Origin of the sequence: Plantactinospora sp. ZYX-F-223 (assembly GCF_039649625.1) — a bacterium.
In the GTDB taxonomy this organism is placed as follows: domain Bacteria; phylum Actinomycetota; class Actinomycetes; order Mycobacteriales; family Micromonosporaceae; genus Plantactinospora.
Genome location: NZ_JBDJAV010000016.1, coordinates 100,261 through 122,043 on the forward strand (window position 1 = coordinate 100,261; position 21,783 = coordinate 122,043).

22 protein-coding genes and 1 tRNA gene are annotated in these 21,783 nt (G+C 72.6%); 12 read left to right on the forward strand and 11 right to left on the reverse strand.

What is annotated here, in order from left to right; translation table 11 throughout:
* Positions 1-48: 48 nt before the first annotated feature.
* On the reverse strand, positions 49-1,887 hold the full coding sequence (locus AAH979_RS18005; protein WP_346259267.1) for a hypothetical protein: 1,839 nt from the start codon (positions 1,885-1,887) through the stop codon (positions 49-51).
* A 96-nt stretch (positions 1,888-1,983) separates the two neighbouring features.
* Between AAH979_RS18005 and AAH979_RS18010 the strand changes: the two genes are divergently transcribed.
* From AAH979_RS18010 to AAH979_RS18025, 4 genes are all read left to right on the forward strand, one after another.
* A tRNA-Leu gene (locus AAH979_RS18010) sits at positions 1,984-2,064 on the forward strand.
* A 156-nt stretch (positions 2,065-2,220) separates the two neighbouring features.
* Positions 2,221-3,042, forward strand: a complete 822-nt coding sequence (locus AAH979_RS18015) for a Bax inhibitor-1/YccA family protein (protein ID WP_346259268.1) — start codon at positions 2,221-2,223, stop codon at positions 3,040-3,042.
* Between the two features lie 138 nt (positions 3,043-3,180).
* Positions 3,181-3,936 carry a Bax inhibitor-1/YccA family protein gene (locus AAH979_RS18020; RefSeq protein ID WP_346259269.1) on the forward strand — a complete coding sequence of 252 codons (756 nt, stop codon included), beginning with the start codon at positions 3,181-3,183 and terminating at the stop codon, positions 3,934-3,936.
* A 342-nt stretch (positions 3,937-4,278) separates the two neighbouring features.
* Positions 4,279-4,620, forward strand: a complete 342-nt coding sequence (locus AAH979_RS18025) for a hypothetical protein (protein WP_346259270.1) — start codon at positions 4,279-4,281, stop codon at positions 4,618-4,620.
* A 108-nt stretch (positions 4,621-4,728) separates the two neighbouring features.
* Here the strand turns inward: AAH979_RS18025 and AAH979_RS18030 are convergent, their stop codons facing one another.
* Both AAH979_RS18030 and AAH979_RS18035 read right to left on the reverse strand, forming a co-directional pair.
* Positions 4,729-5,991, reverse strand: a complete 1,263-nt coding sequence (locus AAH979_RS18030) for an acetyl-CoA C-acetyltransferase (protein WP_346259271.1) — start codon at positions 5,989-5,991, stop codon at positions 4,729-4,731.
* Positions 5,992-6,000: 9 nt separating this feature from the next.
* Positions 6,001-6,723: a TetR/AcrR family transcriptional regulator gene (locus tag AAH979_RS18035; protein ID WP_346259272.1), complete on the reverse strand. Its 723-nt coding sequence runs from the start codon at positions 6,721-6,723 to the stop codon at positions 6,001-6,003.
* 169 nt (positions 6,724-6,892) lie between these two features.
* Here AAH979_RS18035 and AAH979_RS18040 point away from each other — a divergent pair, with 169 nt between their 5' ends.
* On the forward strand, positions 6,893-7,564 hold the full coding sequence (locus AAH979_RS18040; protein WP_346259273.1) for an NAD(P)H-binding protein: 672 nt from the start codon (positions 6,893-6,895) through the stop codon (positions 7,562-7,564).
* A 22-nt stretch (positions 7,565-7,586) separates the two neighbouring features.
* Here the strand turns inward: AAH979_RS18040 and AAH979_RS18045 are convergent, their stop codons facing one another.
* Positions 7,587-8,378, reverse strand: coding sequence for an SGNH/GDSL hydrolase family protein (locus tag AAH979_RS18045; protein ID WP_346259344.1), 792 nt, complete (start codon positions 8,376-8,378; stop codon positions 7,587-7,589).
* Positions 8,379-8,416: 38 nt separating this feature from the next.
* Positions 8,417-9,442 carry an SGNH/GDSL hydrolase family protein gene (locus AAH979_RS18050; protein ID WP_346259274.1) on the reverse strand — a complete coding sequence of 342 codons (1,026 nt, stop codon included), beginning with the start codon at positions 9,440-9,442 and terminating at the stop codon, positions 8,417-8,419.
* Positions 9,443-9,727: 285 nt separating this feature from the next.
* Here AAH979_RS18050 and AAH979_RS18055 point away from each other — a divergent pair, with 285 nt between their 5' ends.
* The 3 genes from AAH979_RS18055 to AAH979_RS18065 all read left to right on the forward strand — a co-directional run bounded on the left by AAH979_RS18055 (position 9,728) and on the right by AAH979_RS18065 (position 13,124).
* Positions 9,728-10,921 (forward strand): transposase, encoded by a 1,194-nt coding sequence (locus AAH979_RS18055; RefSeq protein WP_346259275.1) that lies wholly within the window; start codon positions 9,728-9,730, stop codon positions 10,919-10,921.
* Positions 10,922-11,144: 223 nt separating this feature from the next.
* Positions 11,145-11,504, forward strand: coding sequence for a YkvA family protein (locus AAH979_RS18060; RefSeq protein ID WP_346259276.1), 360 nt, complete (start codon positions 11,145-11,147; stop codon positions 11,502-11,504).
* Positions 11,505-11,747: 243 nt separating this feature from the next.
* On the forward strand, positions 11,748-13,124 hold the full coding sequence (locus AAH979_RS18065; RefSeq protein WP_346259277.1) for a cystathionine beta-synthase: 1,377 nt from the start codon (positions 11,748-11,750) through the stop codon (positions 13,122-13,124).
* Positions 13,125-13,127: 3 nt separating this feature from the next.
* Here AAH979_RS18065 and AAH979_RS18070 read toward each other — a convergent pair whose 3' ends face one another.
* The 3 genes from AAH979_RS18070 to AAH979_RS18080 form a co-directional block, all read right to left on the reverse strand.
* Positions 13,128-13,259, reverse strand: a complete 132-nt coding sequence (locus tag AAH979_RS18070; protein WP_346259278.1) for a hypothetical protein — start codon at positions 13,257-13,259, stop codon at positions 13,128-13,130.
* The gene (locus AAH979_RS18075; RefSeq protein WP_346259279.1) at positions 13,256-14,212 is read right to left on the reverse strand and encodes a trypsin-like peptidase domain-containing protein; all 957 of its coding nucleotides are present in this window, start codon (positions 14,210-14,212) and stop codon (positions 13,256-13,258) included. Before AAH979_RS18075 ends, AAH979_RS18070 begins: the two co-directional genes overlap by 4 nt.
* 86 nt (positions 14,213-14,298) lie before the next feature.
* Positions 14,299-14,826: a GNAT family N-acetyltransferase gene (locus tag AAH979_RS18080; protein WP_346259280.1), complete on the reverse strand. Its 528-nt coding sequence runs from the start codon at positions 14,824-14,826 to the stop codon at positions 14,299-14,301.
* Between the two features lie 26 nt (positions 14,827-14,852).
* Here AAH979_RS18080 and AAH979_RS18085 point away from each other — a divergent pair, with 26 nt between their 5' ends.
* The gene (locus tag AAH979_RS18085; RefSeq protein WP_346259345.1) at positions 14,853-15,182 is read left to right on the forward strand and encodes an MmcQ/YjbR family DNA-binding protein; all 330 of its coding nucleotides are present in this window, start codon (positions 14,853-14,855) and stop codon (positions 15,180-15,182) included.
* Here the strand turns inward: AAH979_RS18085 and AAH979_RS18090 are convergent.
* The 3 genes from AAH979_RS18090 to AAH979_RS18100 form a co-directional block, all read right to left on the reverse strand.
* Positions 15,142-16,125 (reverse strand): ribonuclease Z, encoded by a 984-nt coding sequence (locus AAH979_RS18090; RefSeq protein ID WP_346259281.1) that lies wholly within the window; start codon positions 16,123-16,125, stop codon positions 15,142-15,144. The genes AAH979_RS18085 and AAH979_RS18090 overlap by 41 nt on opposite strands.
* Positions 16,126-16,500: 375 nt before the next feature.
* Complete coding sequence (gene msrA, locus AAH979_RS18095; protein WP_346259282.1) at positions 16,501-17,163, reverse strand: peptide-methionine (S)-S-oxide reductase MsrA; 663 nt, start codon at positions 17,161-17,163, stop codon at positions 16,501-16,503.
* A gap of 185 nt (positions 17,164-17,348) precedes the next feature.
* On the reverse strand, positions 17,349-17,771 hold the full coding sequence (locus tag AAH979_RS18100) for an HIT family protein (protein ID WP_346259283.1): 423 nt from the start codon (positions 17,769-17,771) through the stop codon (positions 17,349-17,351).
* 23 nt (positions 17,772-17,794) lie between these two features.
* Here AAH979_RS18100 and AAH979_RS18105 point away from each other — a divergent pair, with 23 nt between their 5' ends.
* From AAH979_RS18105 to ilvA, 3 genes are all read left to right on the forward strand, one after another.
* Positions 17,795-18,937, forward strand: a complete 1,143-nt coding sequence (locus AAH979_RS18105) for a cystathionine gamma-synthase (protein ID WP_346259284.1) — start codon at positions 17,795-17,797, stop codon at positions 18,935-18,937.
* 47 nt (positions 18,938-18,984) lie between these two features.
* Entirely contained in the window at positions 18,985-20,385 is a 1,401-nt protein-coding gene (locus AAH979_RS18110) for an amidase family protein (RefSeq protein ID WP_346259285.1), read from the forward strand.
* Between the two features lie 148 nt (positions 20,386-20,533).
* Positions 20,534-21,754, forward strand: a complete 1,221-nt coding sequence (ilvA, locus tag AAH979_RS18115; RefSeq protein WP_346259286.1) for a threonine ammonia-lyase — start codon at positions 20,534-20,536, stop codon at positions 21,752-21,754.
* The last annotated feature ends 29 nt before the right edge of the window (positions 21,755-21,783 follow it).

Genomic DNA, 21,783 nt, shown 5'->3' on the forward strand with positions numbered 1-21,783 from the left:
GTGCTCCTCCGGCTGACGACCGCCGGGCGGACGAGCCGGCAGGTCCGGTCAGAACCGCCAGAGCCACACGTCGACGGCCGAGGTGGCCGGGCCGTAGAGCGCTTCCAAGGTCTGGCGCAGCGCTGGTGCGTTCGGCTCTGCCTGCGCCAGCACCACGCAGGACGCGCCCCAGAATGCCACATCCCTGGATGCCTGCCCGCGCTCGGCGTCGGTGACCGCGGGTACCTGGCCGGATGTGGCGACCTGGCTGAGCAGTGCCGAGGTGGGCTGCTTGAACGTGCCCATCGACGCCTTCCCGCCGGCCGCATACGGCGCGATGAAGAACCCCTCCGGCAGCCGGAACTCCGCGTTCGCGGCGGCGGCCCAGCGCATCTTCTCCGGCTCCTGCGGCGTGGGCAGCGGCACCGGCACCAGCACGCCGTCGGCCGGTACGCAGTCGCGCCAGTGCCCGGCGCTGATGAAGGTCGGCACCGGCTCGCGATCGGCGGTGGGTAGCGGGGCGGGCACGATCGGGATCAGTGCGGCGGCTACCGCCGCCGGTACGGCGATCCGGGTTGCCCCGAGCGGGGCGGTGCTGGCCCGGTCCAGCGCCAGCACCAGCAGGGTGGCGATCACCGGTATCAGCACCAGGGCGAACCGCATCGGCAGCGCGCCCTCGATGACCGGCTTGTCCCGCAGCAGCGAGTACGGCGCCCAGGTTTCCGTACGGCTGCCGTTCACCACCACCCGGGGGCCGAGGGAGAGCCAGGCACAGAGCAGACCGGTGATCGTCATAGGGATGACCAGCGGACGCTGACGCAGCCACCAGGCGAGCGCCACGGTGAGCAACAGAAGGGGTAGCCCGAGGAAGGTGTTGTACTCGGCCGCCCCGGTGCTCAACCGGGCCGCGTCGGAAGAGCCGAACAGGGAGAGCGGAGAGATCGCAGGGTAGCTGGCCAGGTCGGCCGAGAAGTAGTCGGGGCTGAAGATGCCGTTCGGGATGCTCTGCGGACCGTAGAACTGCACCCAGAGCGGGTAGGCCAGCACGGCGATCGACAGAACCGCGCTGACCAGGAGAGCCCCGCCGAACCGGGGTAGCGCCCGCCGTGCGTAACGGGGTCTCGCGACGATGTACCCGACGGCCGTCAGCGCGAGTGCCCCAGCGGTCAGGAACAGCACCTCCTCGCCGACGAAGACCTGGGTGCAGACCAGCGCGGCGAGCAGCACCGCCAGGCCGAGCAGCCGGCGGTTGGCCCGCGCCCCACCCTCCGGCCGGGTCGGGTCGGCCAGTTGGGCCATTCGCACCACGCACCAGACCAGTGCCGGCACCAGCCACTGCGCCGTGATGTGCGGATGGCTGTTGGACTGGGAGACCATCCCCGGGGCGAATCCGCAGAACGCGGCGCCGACCGCTGCCGGGACGCGGCGAGCCCGAAGTGTCCGGGTGTAGAGGAAGTACCAGCCGATCGAGGTGGCCGCCAGGTTGCCGGCGATGAGTACGGCGAACGTGGTGGCCGCACCGAACACCAGGGTGACCGGCATCAGCAGCAGACCCGGCACGATCATCGTGGCGTTGGCCATCATGTTGAAGCCGTCCGGCGCGTTGAGCCGGTCGCTGACCAGGCTGAAATCGCCCAGCAGGATGCGGGTGTCGTTCGCCATGAACCACTCGATGAGGATCTGGTCCTCGGGATTGAGAGCGAGGGTTCGGGTGGCCGGGTCCAACCAGAGCCCGTAGCTGAGCCAGCCCGCCGCGAGCACGAAGCACAGACTGACGGCCAGATCCGGGCAGCTGCGACGGAGGGCACCCCGCAACCGGGCGGCCCGGGGCGGCGGCCGGTCGGCCCCGTCCGCGGGAGTGGCCCGGCCGGAGTCGGCGTTCTGCGCCGCACGGGCTGTGCTAGTCACGGCCCTGACTCTAGTGCCGATCCGGGAACGGGGTGCGCCCGGCGGGGCTCCACCCGCTACCGTGGCAGGCACCAGGACCGATGAAATTCGGCGCCTGCCCGGGTGGTGGAAAGGCAGACACGGCCGCCTTAAAAGCGGCTGCCGCAAGGCGTGCGGGTTCGACCCCCGCCCCGGGCACGATCCGTGCTGGCGACCGGCCGGGGCCCGCTGCCGACCGGCCGAACCCCTTCGCCGGGTGGTCGAGTGACGTGGATCTCCACAACCTCGCCGGGGAGCATTACCCTGGATAGGGCACGGGCACTGTGCACCGACCTTTCCAGGAGGCTTGACAAAGTGAAGACGTCCAATCCGGTGCTGGCCCGACTCGGCCAGGCGGCCGAGCGGGAGCGGGCCGCGGGTTACGCCCCGGCCGGCGCATACGGACAGCCCGGCTACGGGCAGCCGTACCCGACGGACGCGGGCTACCCGGCCGCGCCGCCCACCGTAACGCCGATGTCCATCGACGACGTCGTCGTCAAGACGGTCACCCTGCTCGGCATCACCGGGCTCTCCGCCGCGCTGGCCTGGGTGCTGGTTCCGGACGCGCTCGTCGGCGCGGCCTGGATCGGCGCGGCCCTCGTCGGGCTGGTGCTCGGCCTGGTGATCTCGTTCATGCGGATCGCCAACCCGGCACTGGTCGTCACCTACGCCGTCGTCGAGGGCGTCTTCGTCGGCATGGTCAGCAAGTTCTTCGAGGTCATCGCCGGATACGAGGGCATCGTCCTCCAGGCGGTCATCGCCACCTTCGGGGTCTTCTTCCTGATGGCCGGGCTATACAAGGCAAAGGCCATCCGGGCGACGCCGAAATTCATCCGCGGCGTGATCGCGGCGACCGTCGGCATCTTCGCGGTCATCCTGATCAACTTCGTGCTGGCGCTCTTCGGCGTCGACACCGGGCTGCGCAGCGGTGGCCCGATCGCCATCGGGTTCAGCCTGATCTGCATCGTGATCGCCTCGCTCAGCTTCATCCTCAGCTTCCACGAGGTCGAAGAGGGCGTCCGGATGGGCCTGCCGCGCCGCTACTCCTGGACCGCCGCCTTCGGCATCCTGGTCAGCCTGGTCTGGCTCTACATCGAGATCCTGCGGTTGCTGAGTTACTTCCAGGGCGACGACTGAGCCCTCGTCCCGTGGACCGGCGCGGCCCGCGCGCCGGCCGACCCGCGACGCCCGTTCCCCGACTTCCGGGGGGCGGGCGTCCGCCGTTACGAGCGCGGGTCGGCGACGGCGGAAATGTCTGCTTTGTTAGCATCGGGCGTGCGGAGTGCGAACCCGGTACTGACCCGGCTGGACGACACCGCCCGGGTGCAGCGCCAGGTCCTCGGCACCGGGGCCGCCCGGCCGATGACGATCGACGACGTGGTGGTGCGGACCGTCGGCCTGCTGCTGCTGACCGGTGCCACCGGGGCGGTCGCCTGGACGTACGTGACCGACGGCTGGGCCGCCCCGGCCGCGCTCGGCTCGGCACTGGCCGGGCTGGTGCTGGCCCTGGTGATCTCGTTCCGGCGGATCACCAACCCGATCCTGATCGGCGGGTACGCGGTGCTCCAGGGAGTGCTGCTCGGCGTCGCCAGCCGGGGCTTCGAGGCGGTCTACCCCGGCATCGTGGTGCAGGCCGTCGTCGGCACCTTCGGGGTCTTCGTCGGGATGGCGTTGCTCTACGGGCTGCGGGTGCTCCGCGCCAGCCCCCGGTTCACCCGACTGGTGGTCGGGGCGCTGATCGGGGTGGTGGTGCTGAGCCTGGTCAACTTCGCCGTCTACCTGATCGCCGGCCGGGAGGCCCTGGTGGTCTACAGCACCGGCAGCGAGGTCGGCTGGCTGCCGTACGTCTTCGCGCTGGTCTGCATCACCGTCGGCGCGCTGACCTTCATCCTCGACTTCGACCTGGTGGAGCGGGGGGTCCGGGACGGACTGCCGGCCCGGTACGCCTGGTTCTGCGCGTTCGGACTACTGGCCGGCCTGGTCTTCCTCTACTGGCAGATCCTCCGTTTGCTCAGCTACGTACGCCGCTGAGCCGACCGTAGACTCGCCGCGTTAACGCTTCCCCATGGCTGGAAGCCGGGGGATTTCTGGCTCAGACCGCACCCGACCGTCCTCCTGGAAGGAGGTGATCGCATGTCTCACGTCGTCGGCGCCAGCACGGTCACGTTCTGCCGTGGCGAGGATCGTCCTCGCGGCGTTCCGGTCCCGGCACGCGGTAGGTGTACCGCACCGTCTCGGCCACCCTCGAAGCACCCCAGCCGCATCCGACAGTTTCGCCTAGGGAGGAGTGGACACCATGCCGAAACCCAACACCGCGCCTGACCGCCCTTCCCTCCCCATAGCTAAAGCCAGGGGTTTCTCGGGCGGCTTCCGATGAACGCGCCCGAACCCGCCCGCCCGGCCGAGTCGCTGGTCCGCCAGCTCGACCTGCTCGTCCGCCAGGTGGGGCACTGGACTCCGCCGCGCTGGGCGGCACCGGGGCCGTCCGGGGGGCCGGCCCGGGCCGACCTGGTGCACCGGCTCGTCCAGCTCCTGGCCGACCTGGGCGCGGACGCGGCCGGGGAGCCACGGCGGCCGGTACCCCGGTTGGAGAACGATCTGGCCCTGCCCGATCAGCTCCGGGTGGTGGTGGCGGACCTGGTAGCCGCGGACCCACCGGCGCCGGTGCTGGCCGGCGCGGCCGACGAGGTGGCGACCGTCCGGCAGGCGTTCTGACCGTTCGCCGCCGCTCGGGGTCGCCGGGTGCGGACCGTGGCCCACCGGGGGCCGAGGCGCCTCGGCGGGCCGCTCGACCTCGGGCCGGCCCCGGCCGGTCGGCTCAGCTCAGCTCAGCCGCTCCAGCACCATCGCCATGCCCTGGCCGCCGCCCACGCACATGGTCTCCAGCCCGATGGTCCGGTCGTGCCAGTCCAGGGCGTTGAGCAGGGTGCCGGTGATCCGGGCGCCGGTCATCCCGAACGGGTGTCCGACCGCGATCGCCCCGCCCATCACGTTGAGCTTCTCCAGCGGGATGTCGAGCTGCCGGTACGACGGGATCACCTGGGCGGCGAACGCCTCGTTGATCTCGACCAGGTCGACGTCGTCGATGGTCATCCCGGCGCGCCGCAACGCCTGCCGGGACGCCTCGACCGGACCGAGTCCCATGATCTCCGGGGAGAGCGCGGTCACTCCGGTGGAGACGATTCGGGCCAGCGGAGTGATCTCCAACTCGCGGGCCCGTTCCGCGCTCATGATGATCACCGCGGCCGCGCCGTCGTTGAGCGGGCAGCAGTTGCCGGCGGTGATCCGGCCGTCGGGGCGGAAGACCGGCTTCAGCCCGGCCACCCCTTCCAGGGTCACCCCCGGGCGTGGCCCGTCGTCGGAGTCCACCCACTCGCCGGAGGGGAGGGTGACCGGGGTGATTTCCCGGGCCCAGAAGCCGTCGGCGATGGCCTTCTCCGCGAGGTTCTGGCTGCGTACGCCGAACTCGTCCATGTCGGCCCGGGTCACGCCGTACGCCTGGGCGAGGTTCTCGGCGGTCTGCCCCATCGCCAGATAGATGTCCGGTAGCCCGCCGTCGAGCCGGGGGTCGGTCCAGACCGGCGCGCCGGCCTCGGTGCGGGCCGCCGAGCGGGCCCGGGCCGCGTCGAACCTCGGGTTCTGCCAACCACCGCCGACGAGTTCCTGCGCCTCCGGCGGGAGCGTGTCGGAGTTGCCCCGGGCGTACCGGGAGACGCACTCCACGCCGGCCGAGACGAAGACGTCACCCTCACCGGCCCGGATCGCGTGGAACGCCATCCGGGTGGTCTGCAACGAGGAGGCGCAGTACCGGGTGAGGGTGGCCCCGGGCACCGTGTCCAGGTCGAGCAGCGTGGCCACCACCCGGGCCATGTTGAAGCCCTGCTCGCCACCGGGCAGCCCGCAGCCGAGGTAGAGATCGTCGATCTGGGCCGGGTCGAGCTGCGGGATCTTGTCGAGTGCGGCCTGCACGATGGTCGCGGCCAGGTCGTCCGCGCGCAGTTCGCGCAGGGAGCCCTTGTGGGCCCGGCCGATCGGGGAGCGGGCGGTCGCGACGATAACGGCTTCGCGGGGGGACGCGGTCGGCATGAACCAACGTTAACCCGCTTCGGCCCCGTGGTCACCAGCGGGCACACCCGCTGTCGATCCGTTCGGTGCACGGCCCGGTCCGGAGGCCGGGGCCGGGCTCGCGACCGCGCCGGCCGGTCCGGGGCCGTACGGGATGGCGGAGACCAGTTCCCCGACGAACCGGTCCGGGGCGTGGTCGAGGAGCTGGTTGCCGGCCGGACCGAGGAAGGCGACCAGGAAGGCCCGGTAGAAGCAGGCCCCGAGGAAGAGGTTGGCCAGTGCCATCGGGTTGGCCGTCGCGGCGATCCGGCCGAGTTCCCGCTCCCGCCGGAGGTACTCGGCGAGTTGGGCGTTGGCGTGCTGCGGGCCGGTGCCGGTCCGGCTGAACAGCTCGCGCTGCCGGTCGAGCAGTACCGGTTCGGCGAACAGCGCCATCGCGAGCTGGCCGGAGTCGGAATAGACCTGGAGCATCTCGTGGCCGAGTGCGGTCAACCGTCCCGGTACGGTGCCGCTGCCCGCCTGGTCCGGCAGCCGGATCATCAGCTCGATGAACGGGGCGAGCCTGATCCGCATCACGGCCAGGAAGAGCTCTTCCTTGCCGGTGAAGTGCTTGTAGAGGGTGGCCTCGGAATAGCCGGCGACCCGGGCGATCTGCTTCGTCGTGGTGTGCGCCAGGCCCTGCTCCCGGATCACCGTGGAGGCGGCGGCCAGGATGCGTTCCCGGGTCGTCTCGCCTCGACTTCTTGTGGTCATCGCCCTCGTTCCGTCGACTGCTGCACAGATGGTCCGTCGGTTCGCTCGACAGTTGGTCCGTCGGTTCGCTCTGAACCGGTGGGTCGGTCGGCTCGCTTGACAGGTGGTGAGTGCTCACTACTCTAAAGGTAAGTGATCACTCACTAACCCCTTGGGAGCTGGAAGCGACATGAAACTCACAGTCTTCGCGGCCAGTGGCGGGATCGGCCGGCACCTGCTCCGGCAGGCCGTGGCCGCCGGTCACGACGTGACAGCGGTGGTACGCAGTCCGGCGAGCCTGGCCGGCGAGCCCGACGGCATCCGCGTGGTCACGGCCGACCTGTCCAACCCCGATCCGGCGGTGCTGGCCGACGCCGTCGACAACGCCGACGGGGTGCTGTCCGGTCTCGGCCCCCGGTCGATGGCGGACAGCGGGGTCGCCTCCCGGGGCACCCGCGAGATCGTCACCGCGATGCGGGCCCGGGGCGTACGCCGGATCGTGGTGGTCAGCGCCGCCCCGCTCTCCACCATCGCCGCTCCGGGCCGTCCGAAACCGCCCCCCGACCCGGGCGAGGGGCCGCTGCTGCGATACCTGCTGGGTCCGATCATCAAGACCGTGCTCCGGAAGCACTACCTCGACCTGGCGGTGATGGAGGAACTGCTCCGGGACAGCGACCTGGACTGGACCGTCGTACGCCCACCCCGGCTGACCGACAAGCCGCTGACCGGCGTCTACCGGACGGCGTACGGGCGGAGTGTGCGGGGCGGGCTGGTCGTGCCGCGCGCCGACGTCGCGCACTGCATGCTGCGGGCGCTCGAACAGCCCGAGACGATCCGGCAGGCGGTCGCCGTCGCCACCTGACCCGCGGTCGGGGCGGCGGGTGCTAGCGCTGCCGGGTCCCGGCGGCGGCCCGGGCCACCGCGGGGAGCAGGGCGTGCGCCCAGACCCGGTAGCCGTCGGCCGACGGGTGGTAGCCGTCGTGGCAGAGCGTGCCGGCGTCGGCCCGGAACACCGCGCCGGTCTCGGCGGCGAGGTCCACCACCGTGCCGCCGGCCTCGATCACGGCGACGGCCTGCGCCCGGGCGGTCTGCCGGCCCAGCCAGCCGGCGATCTGCCGCAGCGGCGGTGCGATGGCCCGGACCGCGCCGAGGTCGGGACAGGTGCCGACCACCACCCGGACCTGGGCGCCACGCAGCCGGCGCACGGCAGCGCCGAGGTACGCCGCCGCCTCACCCGGCCGGCGCAGCCCCATCACGTCGTTCGCGCCGACCAGGATCACCGCGACGTCCGGGTGCTCGCCGAGCAGCGCCCGGGCCACCTGCGTCGCCAGGTCGGTGGAGCGGGAGCCGGAGACGCCGACGCTGGAGAGCCGGACCTGGCGCTCACCGCCGCCGGTCGGCCCGGCCCCCTCGGAGAGCAGCCGGGCGAGCTGCCCGCCGACCGTGTCGTCGGCCCGGTCCACCCCGACCCCGAGTGCGGCCGAGTCGCCGAGCAGGACCAGCCGCAGCGGCGGCGCGCCGGCCCGGCCGACCGTGGAGCGCAGGGCCAGGCCCAGCTCCGGGCGGGCGTACCGGCGGTTGCGGGCCACGAACGCCTCGCCGGCCAGTAGCGCGATCCCGCCGACCGTACCGGCGAGCAGCGTGACCGCGGCACCCCGGGCGATCCGGCTCGCCATCCCGTACGTCGCCGTGCCGCTCGTCGTGTCGAGTCCCGTCATGCCCGTTCCTCTACTGTGGAGGTCGTCGCCTCGTCCAGCGGTGCCGGTGTCTCCGGTGGGCCTCCAGTCTCTCCCGTCCGGGGGTGGCCGAACCAGGCCCCACGGCGGCGGAGCTGTGCCCACCGCCCGCCGGGGCCGTGCTCGCGGCCATCGACCCGGACACCCCGGACCTCGGTACCGGCATGCCGGGCCGCCTCGTGGGCCGCCGCGGGCAGCGACCGTACGCCCTGGTCGCCGGCGAGCGACGGGCGCCGTTCGGGGCCGGCACCGAGCGCGGCCAGTACGGTCGGCAGCAGCGCGGCCGCCGCGATCGCGTACCCCTCGGCGGACGGGTGGAAGTGGTCCCAGGCGAACATCCGGGTGGGTTCGGCGGCGAACCGGGGACCGAGCAGGTCGCCCAGGGAGACCGTCAACCCACCGGCCTCGACCACCGCCACGGTCTGCGCGGCGGCCAGTTGTCGGCTCCACCGCCGGGCCAGCCAGCGCAGCGGCGGCTTGATCGGCTGGATCGCACCAAGGTCGGGGCAGGTGCCGACCACCACCTGGGCGCCGGCGGCCCGCAGGTCGCGTACCGCCTCGACGAGGTAACGGACCGCCACCGTGTGCGGGGTGCGGTTCGTCACGTCGTTGCCGCCGATCAGGATCACCGCCAGGTCCGGTTCGCGCTCCAGCGCCGCGTCGACCTGCGGGCGCAGCCCGGCCGAGAGGCAGCCGACCACGGCGAACCGGTACAGCCGGACCGGCCGGCGCAGCCGGCGGGAGGTGCCGGTGGCGAGCAGCGCCCCGGGTGTCTCCCGGGGCCGGTGCACCCCGTAGCCGGCGGCGGACGAGTCACCCAGGATGACCATCGTGATCGGCTCGCCCGGGAACTTGGCGCCGTAGACGCCGTCACCGCGCGGCGGCGGCGCCTCGGCCAGCGGGATCACCCGGCGGGCCTGCCGGGCCTGCCCGAGCAGCAGCCCGTAACCGGCGGCGGTGGTGAGCGCGGTCAGCCCCACACCCAGGGCCGTCGCCTTCGCCACCTGCCGGGCGACCGGCCATACCGACCGCTCCCGCTGGGCCGACTCCGCGCGCCACGCCGCCTGGTGCTGCCACCCCGAACGCCGCGGCTGCCACCGCGACGCCAGGTTCCGCTGCCGCGACCGCTGTCGCCGCATCGATCCGGCCGGACTCATCAAGAGCCGCCCGAGAAACCCCTGGCTTCAGCCATGGGGAGGAGAGGGCGGCCAGGGGTGGTGTTGGTTGTCGGCATGTCGTCGACTCCAATACGGGAGAAACTGTCGGATGCGGCTGGGATGCTTCCCGGCGTGGGCGAGACGGTGCGGTACACCTACCGGTTGCGTCCCGGCGCGACCGCGGAGGCGGCGCTGTTGGCCGAGTGGGGGCGGTGTCGCTGGTTGTGGAACGAGGCCGTCCACCAGCAGCGGTCCGGGTGTAGGCCGACCTTCGGCAGGCTGTCGAAGTTGTTGACCGAGGCTCGGGCCGGCTCGTCGTGGCTGCGGGCAGGATCTCAGGTCGTCCAGCAGCAGACGCTGCGTACCTACGCTCTCGCCCTCCAGCACTCCTTCAGGGTGAAGGGGCGGGGTTGGCCGAGACCGAAGCGGCGTAAGGACACGCTGCCCAGCCTGGAATACACCACGCGGGGGTTCTCGATCCGCGACCATCGGCTGCGGCTGCCCGGCGGCGTCACCATTCCGGTCGTCTGGTCCCGGGAACTGCCGTCCGATCCGACCAGCGTCCGCGTCTACCAGGACACGCTCGGGCACTGGTACGCCTCCTTCGTCGTCCGCCGCGACACCGCATCCGCACCGGAGGCCCGAGGGGCGATCGGTGTCGACTGGGGTGTCACCACGACCGCGACGACCACCGACCCGGCCTACGACCTGCCGTACCTCGGCCACCGGAAACGGTGCGCCGCCGAACTGGCCAAACTCCAGCGCCGGACGGCCCGGCGTCGCAGGGCGAAGGGTGTCAAGCCGTCGAACGGCTACCTGCGGGCCAAACGCCAGGCGGCGAAGGTGGCGAAGAAGGCGGCCCGGCAGAACACCCACGACGCCCGCATCTGGGCGAAAAAGGTCGTCGACAACCACGCGATCATCGCTGTCGAGGACTTCACACCGAAGTTCCTCACCAAATCTCGGATGGCTCGCAAGGTCGCCGATGCGACGATCGGTGCGGCGAAGCGGGAACTGGTAGAGCGTGGCCGGCGGGCGGGCCGGAAGGTGGTGCTGGTGCCGCCCGCCTACACCACGATGACCTGCTCGCAGTGCGGTACGAGAGCCAAGGGCCGCCTCGGGCTGGGTGTCAGAGTCTTCCGGTGCGACACCTGCGGACACACCGCATGCCGCGATCGGAACGCCGCGAGGACGATCCTCGCCACGGCAGAACGCGGCCGTGCTGGTGCCGACGACGTGAGACATGCGATCACCTCCTTCCGGGAAGGCGGTCGGGTGCGGTCCGAGCCAGAAATCCCCCGGCTTCCAGCCATGGGGAAGCGTTAACAAGGCCCCCCGCCTGTCACGCCGTACCCCTCACGACCTTCGAGATTAACCCGGTCGCACCCGCCGCGCTGTCGCCTTCCGCCGGTGCCGGCGGTGGGGGTCGGGTACCCGGCCAGCGCGGCTTCACCGCCGACTTTCCGGCGTTTCTCCGTCTCCGACCGAATTTCTCGACGAGCGGTCGGTTGCGTTCGGATGCATCATGAATCCAGAGGAGGGCGCGGACATGGCCACCAAGACACTTCGACGAACTGCCGCCTTCAGGGCGTTGTTCCGGGCACTGACCGCCGGCTCCCGGGGCGGGCCCTCGCTGGGCAAGCGGATCGCCGCCCTGCCCCGCATGATCGCGGCGACCGCCCGGGGCGAGTACGACGGCGGGCTGCGGCTCGCCCTGATGACCGCCGCGACCGCGTACGTGCTGTCCCCGGTCGACGTGCTGCCCGAGCTGACCCTGCTGATCTTCGGTCTGGCCGACGACGCGGTCATGGCGACCTGGCTGGCCGGTGCGGTACTCGCCGAGACCGAACGCTTCCTCGAATGGGAGGCCCGTCGGGACTCCGTGATCCCCGGCCGGGTGGTGCGCTGACCCCTTCCCGCCTGCCCGGCCCGTCGGGCCGGCGACGCTGCCGGCCGCCGGCCGGACCGGCTTCGGCTGGCCGCCGACCCTCCCGCCGCCCGTGGCCGGGGAACCCCGGCCACGGGTCGGGCCGGCGGCACGTACGCTGGCGGGAGAACCCACCATCCTTCGCCCCGACCGCACGCCACCAGCACCGACCCTGTGCCCGGCCAGTGCCGTCCGGCCGGCGAGCACCGAGAAGGGCACAACGTCGTGCGCTACTACGACAACGTCATCGAGCTGATCGGTGACACCCCGCTGGTCCGACTCCGGCAGGTGACCGACGGCATCTCGGCGACCGTGCTCGCCAAGGTCGAGTACTTCAACCCGGGCGGCTCGGTCAAGGACCGCATCGCGCTGCGGATGGTCGAGGAGGCGGAGCAGGCCGGGCTGCTGGGGCCGGGCGGTACCATCGTCGAGCCGACCAGCGGAAACACCGGCGTCGGGCTGGCCCTGGTGGCCCAGATGCGGGGCTACAAGTGCGTCTTCGTCTGCCCGGACAAGGTCAGCGAGGACAAGCAGAACGTGCTGCGGGCGTACGGGGCCGAGGTGGTGGTCTGCCCGACGGCGGTCGCCCCGGAGGACCCCCGCTCCTACTACAACGTCTCCGACCGGCTGACCCGGGAGATCCCGGGCGCCTGGAAGCCCAACCAGTACGCCAACCCGGCGAACCCGCGCTCGCACTACGAGACCACCGGTCCGGAGCTGTGGGAGCAGACCGGCGGCCGGATCACGCACTTCGTGGCCGGGGTCGGCACCGGCGGCACCATCTCCGGCACCGGCCGCTACCTCAAGGAGGTCTCCGGCGGGGCGGTACGGATCATCGGCGCCGACCCGGAGGGCTCGGTCTACTCCGGCGGGACCGGCCGGCCGTACCTGGTCGAGGGGGTCGGCGAGGACTTCTGGCCGGAGACGTACGACCGGGGCATCTGCGACGAGATCGTGAAGGTCTCCGACAAGACCTCCTTCGAGCTGACCCGGCGACTCGCCCGCGAGGAGGGGCTGCTGGTCGGCGGCTCCTGCGGGATGGCGGTGGCCGCCGCCCTGGAGGTGGCCCGGCAGGCCGGCCCGGACGACGTGGTGGTGGTGCTGCTGCCGGACGGCGGCCGGGGCTACCTGTCCAAGATCTTCGACGACGAGTGGATGGCCCGGTACGGCTTCATGGACACCAGCGCCACCGAGCCGACCGTGGCCGACGCGCTGAACAGCAAGCCGAACGGCATCCCGGAGCTGGTGCACGTGCACCCGACCGAGACGGTCCGGGACGCCGTCGACTACATGCGGGAATACGCGGTCTCCCAGCTTCCGGTACTCAAGGCGGAGCCGCCGGTGGTGACCGGCGAGGTCGCCGGCTCGATCGCCGAACGGGACCTGCTGGACGCGCTCTTCACCGGCCAGGCGAAGTTGCACGACACCATCGAGCGGCACATGGGGCCGCCGCTGCCGATGATCGGCGGCGGGCAGCCGGTGAGCGAGGCGGTCGGGCTGCTGGAGAAGTCCGACGCCGCGCTGGTGCTGGTGGACGGCAAGCCGAAGGGTGTACTCACCCGGCAGGACCTGCTGGCCCACCTGGGCGCAGCTCCGCGCTGACCGTCACCGGGCCGGCGCGTCGCCCGGCATCGCGATCACGTCGGCCGGCACCGCGATCGCATCGCCCGGCACCGCGATCACGTCGGCCGGCACCGCGATCGCATCGCCCGGCACCGCGATCACGTCGGTTGTCACCGGCTCAGCTCGGCCGGCACCGCGATCACGTCGACGAAGGCGCCCCGGCGCAGCAGGGTCATCGGCAGTCGGCTGCCGATGGCCGGGCCGAGCATGAGCCGTTGCAGGCTCTGCCCGTTCGCCACCGGTCGGCCGCCGGCGGAGATGATGACGTCACCGAGGTAGATCCCGGCGACCCCGGCCGGGCTCTCCGGGACCACCTCCACCACCCGCAGCCCGCGCTGCTGGCCGGTGCGTTCGGCCACGGCCGGCGGCAGCGGTACGGGCACCCCGGCAACACCCAGCCAGGCCCGGCGGACCCGTCCGGAGTTCACCAGGTCGCCGATGATTTGCCGGGTGGTGGAGTTGATCGGCACCGCCAGGCCGAGGCCGTACCCGGCGACGGCGGTGTTGATCCCGACCACCCGGCCGGCCGCGTCGGCCAGCGCCCCACCGGAGTTGCCGGGGTTGAGCGCGGCGTCGGTCTGGATGACGTCCTCGATCAGCCGGACGACCCGGCCGTCCCGGGCCGGCAGCGACCGGCCCAGCCCGGAGACCACTCCGGCGGTGACCGAGCCGGCCAGCCCCATCGGGTTGCCGACCGCCACCACGAGCTGCCCGATCCGCAGCGGGTCGGCGTCGCCGAGTTCGGCGGGCGGGGCGGTGGTGGCCCGGACCCGGAGTACGGCCAGGTCGGAGAGGGAGTCGGTGCCGACCACGTCGAACCGGGCCTCGGCGCCGTCGCCGAAGGTGGCCAGCCCGCCGGTCGCTCCGTCCACCACGTGTGCGCTGGTGAGCAGGAACCCGTCGTCGGTGAAGGTCACCGCCGAACCGGCTCCGGCGCCGCGCGGCCCGCGTACGGCCAGCGCGGCCACGCTCGGCAGCACCCGGGCCGCCACCCCGGTCACCACCTGCGAGTACGCGTCCAGAGCGGCCCGCTCGGCGCGCTCCGGTTCGAGTCTTTCGGTGCTCATGTGCCGGTCAACGCCGGCACGACCCCGGTCAATCCCCGGCACCGCTGCGCCCAGAGCGAAATCTCCGCCGGCGTGACCGACCCGGCTCAGTGCAGGTCGCGGGCGTAGCGGAGCTGCGGGGTCAGCACGGGGCCGATGCTGCCCTCCCGCTCGGCGCCGTCCGGCAGCCAGCCGCCCCGGACGTAGAAGTCCCGGGCGTGCGCGTTGTCGACGAGCACCCAGAGCACCGCCCGGCGCCAGCCCCGGGCGCGCAGCTTGGCCAGCGCGTCGACCATCAGGGTCCGGCCCGCCCCGCGGCCCTGCTCGGCCGGGTCCAGGTGGATCGCGTACAGCTCGCCGACGTCCGGGCCGGCCGAGTCAGGTTCGGCCGGATCGTGCGGCCCGAGATAGGTGAAGCCGACCAGCCGGCCGTCCCGTTCCGCCACCGTCATCAGGTGGGTGTCCCGCTCGTACGCCCAGCGCTCCGTCCAGTACCGACCCATCATCTCGCCGGTCTCCGCGGCCAGCGCGTCCGCCGGGACGATGTCCCGGTAGGCCACCGCACGCGAGCGGTTCTGGAGGTCTCCGACGGCCATCAGGTCGGCGGCGACCGCCGGGCGCAACGTGAGGGTCATCCGTTGATCGTAGTAACGTGACCGACATGGTCACCTGGGACAGAGTGTGTGATCTGGTGTCGGTGCTACCCGAGGTGGAACAGGGCATCTCATACGGGACACCGGCCTGCAAGATCCGGGGCAAGCTCTTCGTCCGGCTGCTGGAGGACGGCGAGCGGATCGCGATCTTCACGCACGAACGGGAGGCGCTGCTCGCGACGGCGCCGCAGACCTACACCGTGCCGGCGCACTACACCAACTATCCGATGGTGGTGGTCGCGCTCGACACCGCCGATCCGGTCGAGCTGAGCGAACTGCTCACCGAGTCGTGGCGGATCAGGGCGCCGAAGCGGTTGGCGGCGACGCTGCCGCGCTGACCGGCGCCCGGGGCGGCACCGCCACCCGGGTCAGGTCCTCGGCGACCACCAGGTCACCGTCGAAGTGCTCCCGGGCCTCGGCCGCGAAGCGCTCGGCGGCCGGCGGCACCCCGGCCCGGGACGTCGGGCCGTACCGCTGGGAGAAGTGGGTCAGCACGAGCCGGCGTACCCCGGACTCGGCCGCCACCCGCGCGGCCTGGGCCGCGGTCAGGTGGCCGACCTCGGCGGCGAGCGCGGCGTCCTCGGTCAGGAACGTCGACTCGATCACCAGCAGGTCGGCCCGGTCGGCCAGCTCGAAGACCCCGTCGCAGAGCCCGGTGTCCATCACGAAACCGAACCGCTGGCCGGGACGCGGTGCACTCACCTCGGCGAGCGTCACCCGCCGCCCGGCCACCTGGACGTGACCGGCCCGGATCAGTTCGCCGATCGCCGGCCCCCGGATTCCGTACCCGGCCAGCCGGTCCGGCAGCATCCGGCGCTCGTCCGGCTCGACCAGCCGGTAGCCGTACGTCTCGACCGGGTGCCGGAGCCGGCGGGCGAGCAACGTGCCGGCGGAGGTCTCGAAGGTCTGGCCGTCCCGGAGCACCGGCAGTTCGCGCAGCTCGGCGGTCTCGTAGAAGGAGCTGGCGTGCCGCAGCCGGGCGAAGAAGTGCGCGTCGCCGCCCGGATAGTGCGCGTCGACCGGATGCGGCACCCGGTCCAGCGAGAGGCGCTGGACCACGCCGGGCAGGCCGAGGCAGTGGTCGCCGTGGAAGTGCGTGACGCAGATCCGGGTCAGGTCGCCGGCCGGGATGCCGGCGAGCATCATCTGCCGCTGGGTGCCCTCGCCGGGATCGAAGAGGATCACCTCGCGGTCCCAGCGCAGCACGTACCCGTTGTGGTTGCGGTGCCGGGTCGGCACCTGGCTGGCCGTGCCCAGCACCGCCAGCTCACGTACGGACACGGCGGGCCTTCCGGGGTACCGGTCGACGGCGGGTGGCGGTCGACGGGAGAAATGGTCGACCCCCGGGGTTCCGCGTGACACTGGTCACGCGGAGGCCGGCTGGACTTGGGCCGGCGCGCCCCGGGGGTCGGGTGGCTGTCGTGGATTCGCCGCACCGCTGCCACACGGTCTCGACGACTTGCAACTGCCCGCCTGCGGCGGACACCGAAACTGTCAAGGACAGCGGCTAGCGGACAGCCACCTCACGAGTCCTATTGCTATACAAAGCTCGGACCACCTCCCTTCCCGTGTACGGCCACGCTATCCATCCCCGGTCGGCCCCGGCAACGGTTTTTGGCCACACTCTCGCGGTACGGGTCGGTCCTCGCCCGGTTGCTACGCCCCGGTGCGGGCCACGCCGACCGGGCAGGTCATCCCGTTCGGCCCGTGGTTGCAGTAGCCGTTCGGGTTCTTGGTCGGCGCCAGGTACTGCTGGTGGTAGTCCTCGGCGTAGTAGTAGTTCCCCAACGTGGCGATCTCCGTGGTGATCTCGCCGTGCCCGGCCCGCGCCACGATCGGCGCGAACGCGTCCCGGGAGGACTGGGCGACCGCCGACTGCTCGTCGGTGGTGGTGTAGATCGCTGAGCGGTACTGCGTGCCGACGTCGTTGCCCTGCCGCATCCCCTGGGTCGGGTCGTGGTTCTCCCAGAAGACCTTGAGTAGGTCCTCGTAGCCGATCTTCGAGGGGTCGTAGACCACCTGGACCACCTCGGCGTGCGCGGTCCGGCCCGAGCAGACCTCCTCGTACGTCGGGTTCTGGGTGTAACCGCCCGCATAGCCCGCGGAGGTGGAAATCACCCCGGGCAGCGTCCAGAACAGCCGCTCGGCTCCCCAGAAACAACCCATCCCGAAGACGGCGACCTCGGCGCCCTCGGGCCACGGCCCCCGCAGCGGGGTACCGAGCACCTCGTGCCGGTCGGAGATCGGCATCGCGATCAGCCGGCCGGGCAGGGCCTGGTCGGGGGTGGGCAGCTCGGCATTGATACGCCGTAGGAACACGATGGAACTCCTTTCGTACCTCTGCCGGGTGCAACACGGCACGCACCAGGATCCTTACCCGCCCCAGCCTCCACCACCCCCGCCTCCTCGACTGGTGGCCGGAGGCCGCTGCTGCCGGCGGTCGCCGTCGCGTACCACCGGCGCCGGACCCGCGCCGAGCGGTAGCGGGCCGGAGTGGGCTACTCCTACGCCGGCTGGTCCTTGAGCGCGGCGGCGATCCGGTCGGCGTACGACCCGGCCTCGGTGTCCGAGGCGTACTTCGTGCGGGGCCAGAAGAAACCGCGCAGCCCGTCGCCCTTGGTCCTCGGGACCACGTGGGTGTGCAGATGCGGCACGGACTGGGACACCCGGTTGTTCACCGCCACGAACGTCCCACCCGCGCCCAGCCCCGCCTCGACGGCCAGGGCCAGCCGCTGGACCAGCCGGAAGTAGCCCGGCAGGGCCTCGTCCGGCAGTTCGCCCAGCGTTTCGACGTGCGTGCGCGGCACCACCAGCAGGTGCCCCTTGAACACCGGGCGGACGTCGAGGAAGGCCACCCCGTCGGGGGAGTCCACCACCCGGAACGCCGCCGCACCCGCCACGATCCCGCAGAACACGCAGTCGGCCACCAGTGCAGGCTAGCCTCATGCAAATGAGTCACGGCTTCGAGACACTCGCCATCCACGCCGGCCAGGAGCCGGAGCCCCGCACCGGGGCGGTGGTGCCGCCGATATACCAGACCAGCACGTACGCCCAGGACGCCGTCGGCGCGCCCCGGCTCGGCTACGAGTACAGCAGGTCGGCCAACCCGACCCGGGACGCGTTGCAGGACTGCCTGGCCGCGCTGGAGGGCGGTCCGGTCGGGCTGACCTTCGCCAGCGGGCTGGCCGCCGAGGACACCCTGCTGCGGACCGTCTGCCGGCCTGGAGACCACGTGGTGATTCCGGACGACGCGTACGGCGGCACGTTCCGGCTCTTCGCCCGGGTCGCCGAGCGCTGGGGGCTGACCTGGACGGCGGCCCGGATCTCCGACGTCGACGCCGTCCGGGCGGCGGTCCGCCCCGGCCAGACGAAGGTGATCTGGGTGGAGACGCCCACCAACCCGCTGCTCGGGATCGCCGACATCGCCGGGCTCGCCTCGCTGGCCAGCGACGTCGACGCGCTGCTGGTGGTCGACAACACGTTCGCCTCGCCGTACCTCCAGCAGCCGATCGCGCTCGGCGCGGACGTGGTGGTGCACTCGACCACCAAGTACGTCGGCGGGCACTCCGACGTGGTCGGTGGCGCCCTCGTCGCGGCCAGCGCCGCGCTCGGCGAGGAGTTGCGCTACCACCAGAACGCGATGGGCGCGGTGAACGGGCCGTTCGACGCCTGGCTGACCCTGCGCGGGGTCAAGACCCTCGGCGTACGGATGGACCGGCACTGCGACAACGCCGAGCGGATCGCCGACTATCTGCACGGGCACCGGTCGGTGGCCCAGGTGCTCTACCCGGGCCTGCCGGAGCACCCCGGGCACGAGGTCGCGGCGAAGCAGATGCGCCGGTTCGGCGGCATGATCTCCTTCCGGGCGGCCGGCGGCGAGGAGCACGCCGTACAGATCTGTGACCGGGCGAAACTCTTCGTACTCGCCGAGTCGCTGGGCGGGGTCGAGTCGCTGATCGAACATCCGGGCCGGATGACACACGCAAGTGCCGCCGGCTCGCCGCTTGAAGTTCCCGCCGATCTCGTGCGACTGTCTGTCGGCATCGAGACCGCCGACGACCTACTCGCAGACCTGGAGCAGGCGCTCGGCTGACCGCCGTCCGGCCGCCCGGACGGCGCTGCGGACAAGCCGATGGGGAGGTGGCCGTGCAGGACATCACGCCGAACTGGGTGGGCGCGACCGCGAAACAGATCGCCCGGGCCGTCCGTCGCGGGGACGCCTCCGCCACCCAGGTGGTGGCGGACCACCTCGACCACATCGACCGGACGGACCGCGAGCTGTCCGCGTTCCGGGTGGTGCGGGGCGGCGAGGCGATCGTCGAGGCGGAGAAGGTCGACGAGCAGGACGACCTGGCGAACCTGCCGCTGGCCGGGGTGCCGGTCGCGGTCAAGGAGAACACCGCCGTCGCGGGGCTGCCGATCTGGAACGGGTCGGCGGCCGCGCGTACCCCGGTCGCCGAGGACGACCACGAGGTGGTCCGCCGGCTGCGCGGCGCCGGAGCGGTGATCGTCGGGGTGACCCGGATGCCCGAGCTCGGGCTCTTCGGGTTCACCGACGACGAGACGGCGGTGACCCGTAACCCGTGGGCGACCGACCGCACCCCGGGCGGCTCCTCCGGCGGCTCGGCGGCGGCGGTGGCCTCCGGGATGGTGCCGATCGCGCACGGCAACGACGGGCTCGGCTCGATCCGGATCCCGGCCGCCTGCTGCGGGCTGGTCGGGCTCAAGCCCGGCCGGGGCGTCGTGCCGTGCCAGCTCGGCGCCAACGACTGGTACGGCCTCGCCGAGCAGGGCATCCTGGCCACCACCGTGGCGGATGCCGCGGTCGGCTTCGCGGTGCTCGCCGGGCGGCGTCCGGACAAGCTGATACCTCCAGAGCGGCTGCGGGTCGCCGTGTCGGTCCGCTCGCCGGTCTCCGGGGTACGCCCGGACCAGCCCAACCGGGACGCGGTGGCCGCCGCCGCCAAGCTGCTGGCGGTGGCCGGACACGACACCGTCTCGGTCGACCCGGTCTATCCCACCTCGCTGGGGCTGCGCGGCATCGCCACCTGGCTGGCGGCGGCAGCGGGCGAGGTCGAGGCGGCCGGCCTGGATCCGAGCACCCTGCAACGGCGCAGCCGCCGGCACGCCGCCCTCGGCGTCTGGGCCCAGCGCCGCGGCCTGGTACGCGAGCAGGACCGCACGCGGTGGCGGGAGCGCAGCGTCAACTTCTTCGGCGACCACTCGGTCGACCTGCTGCTCACCCCGGCGCTGGCCAGCGCCCCGCCGCCGGCGCTCGGTTGGGCCACCCGCTCGTGGCGGTCCAACCTGCTGACCTGCATCCGCTACGCGCCGTACGCCGGGCCGTGGAACTTCGCCGGGCTGCCCTCGCTGGTCGTACCGGTCGGGCTGCGCCCGGACGGGCTGCCGGTCGCGGTGCAACTGGTCGGCCCGCCCGGATCGGAGCTGCTGCTGCTCGGCGTGGCCGGGCAGTTCGAGCTGACCGGCCCCTGGCGCCGGCACGCGCCGGACTGGCCCCGGGTGCCGACCCCGGCCGGCTGAGCTGGCCGGATCGGCCCGGACCGTCGGGCCGGGATCGGGTCCCGCCCGGCGCAGGTCGGCCGGCCGGGGTCGGGCCCGCAGGGTGACCCCCGGCACGCCGGCACCGCCGACCGGAGCGCTCCGGAGCCGGGATGCGACGATCTGGGGCATGACGGAGCTGGTCGGACTCGCCGAGGTCACCGCCGCCCGCGAACTGCTCGCCGGAGTCGTCCGGGCCACTCCGCTGGAGCCGTCCCGGCCGCTTTCGGCCGCGCTGGGCGGACCGGTCTGGTTGAAGTGCGAGCACGTGCAACGGGCCGGGTCGTACAAGGTCCGGGGCGCGTACGTGCGGATCGCCCGGCTCTCGGCGGCGGAGCGCGACCGGGGGGTGGTGGCGGCCAGCGCCGGCAACCACGCCCAGGGGGTCGCGCTCGCCGCCGGGCTGCTCGGCGCCGCCGCCACGGTCTTCATGCCGGTGGGGGCGCCGCTGCCGAAGGTGGCGGCCACCAAGGGGTACGGCGCCCGGGTGGAGCTGGTCGGCAACACCGTCGACGAGTCACTGGTCGCGGCGGAGGACTTCGCGAACCGTACCGGGGCGGTCTTCATCCATCCGTTCGACCACCCGGACGTGATCGCCGGGCAGGGCACGGTGGCGCTGGAGATCCTGGAGCAGTGCCCGGAGGTGCGGACCATCGTCGCCGGGGTCGGCGGCGGGGGACTGATCTCCGGGATCGCGGTGGCCGCCAAGGCGCTCCGCCCGGACGTACGGGTGATCGGGGTGCAGGCCGCCGGTGCCGCCGCCTTCCCCGCGTCGCTGCGGGCCGGCGAGCCGGTACGCCTGCCGGCCTTCGCCACCATCGCCGACGGCATCGCGGTCGGCCGGCCCGGTGAGGTCACCTTCGCCCATGTCAGCAAGCTGGTCGACGAGATCGTCACGGTGCCGGACGAGGACATCTCCCGGGCCCTGCTGATGCTGCTGGAACGGGGCAAGCAGGTGGTGGAGCCGGCCGGGGCGGCCGGAGTGGCGGCGCTGCTGTCCGGAGCGGTCGCCGTGGACCCGCCGGTGGTGGCGGTGCTCTCCGGCGGCAACATCGACCCGCTGCTGATGCTGCGGGTGATCGAGCACGGGCTCGCCTCGGCCGGCCGTTTCCTGCGGATCACCGTGCGCTGCGCGGACCGGCCCGGCCAGCTTGCCTCGCTGCTGGGCCTGATCGCCGAGCACCGGGGCAACGTGGTGGACGTGGTGCACCAGCGGCAGAACCCGCACCTGCGGCTCGGTGAGGTGGAGGTGGCGCTCTCGGTGGAGACCCGGGGCGCCGAGCACTCCGACCGGCTGATCAGCGCGCTGCGCGGCTGCGGTTACCAGGTCGACGTCGCCCAGCCGGGCTGAGCCGGCCGGGCCTGGACGTCGTCATTGGT

What these genes read in the sequence shown, in the direction of transcription:
- ilvA (WP_346259286.1), top strand. Translation starts at nt 20,534, where the DNA reads ATGACGGAGCTGGTCGGACTCGCCGAGGTCACCGCCGCCCGCGAACTG.
- AAH979_RS18045 (WP_346259344.1), bottom strand. Translation starts at nt 8,378, where the DNA reads ATGGCGAGCCGGATCGCCCGGGGTGCCGCGGTCACGCTGCTCGCCGGT.
- AAH979_RS18030 (WP_346259271.1), bottom strand. Translation starts at nt 5,991, where the DNA reads ATGCCGACCGCGTCCCCCCGCGAAGCCGTTATCGTCGCGACCGCCCGC.
- AAH979_RS18040 (WP_346259273.1), top strand. Translation starts at nt 6,893, where the DNA reads ATGAAACTCACAGTCTTCGCGGCCAGTGGCGGGATCGGCCGGCACCTG.
- AAH979_RS18025 (WP_346259270.1), top strand. Translation starts at nt 4,279, where the DNA reads ATGAACGCGCCCGAACCCGCCCGCCCGGCCGAGTCGCTGGTCCGCCAG.
- AAH979_RS18060 (WP_346259276.1), top strand. Translation starts at nt 11,145, where the DNA reads ATGGCCACCAAGACACTTCGACGAACTGCCGCCTTCAGGGCGTTGTTC.
- AAH979_RS18085 (WP_346259345.1), top strand. Translation starts at nt 14,853, where the DNA reads ATGGTCACCTGGGACAGAGTGTGTGATCTGGTGTCGGTGCTACCCGAG.
- AAH979_RS18035 (WP_346259272.1), bottom strand. Translation starts at nt 6,723, where the DNA reads ATGACCACAAGAAGTCGAGGCGAGACGACCCGGGAACGCATCCTGGCC.
- AAH979_RS18075 (WP_346259279.1), bottom strand. Translation starts at nt 14,212, where the DNA reads ATGAGCACCGAAAGACTCGAACCGGAGCGCGCCGAGCGGGCCGCTCTG.
- AAH979_RS18105 (WP_346259284.1), top strand. Translation starts at nt 17,795, where the DNA reads ATGAGTCACGGCTTCGAGACACTCGCCATCCACGCCGGCCAGGAGCCG.
- AAH979_RS18080 (WP_346259280.1), bottom strand. Translation starts at nt 14,826, where the DNA reads ATGACCCTCACGTTGCGCCCGGCGGTCGCCGCCGACCTGATGGCCGTC.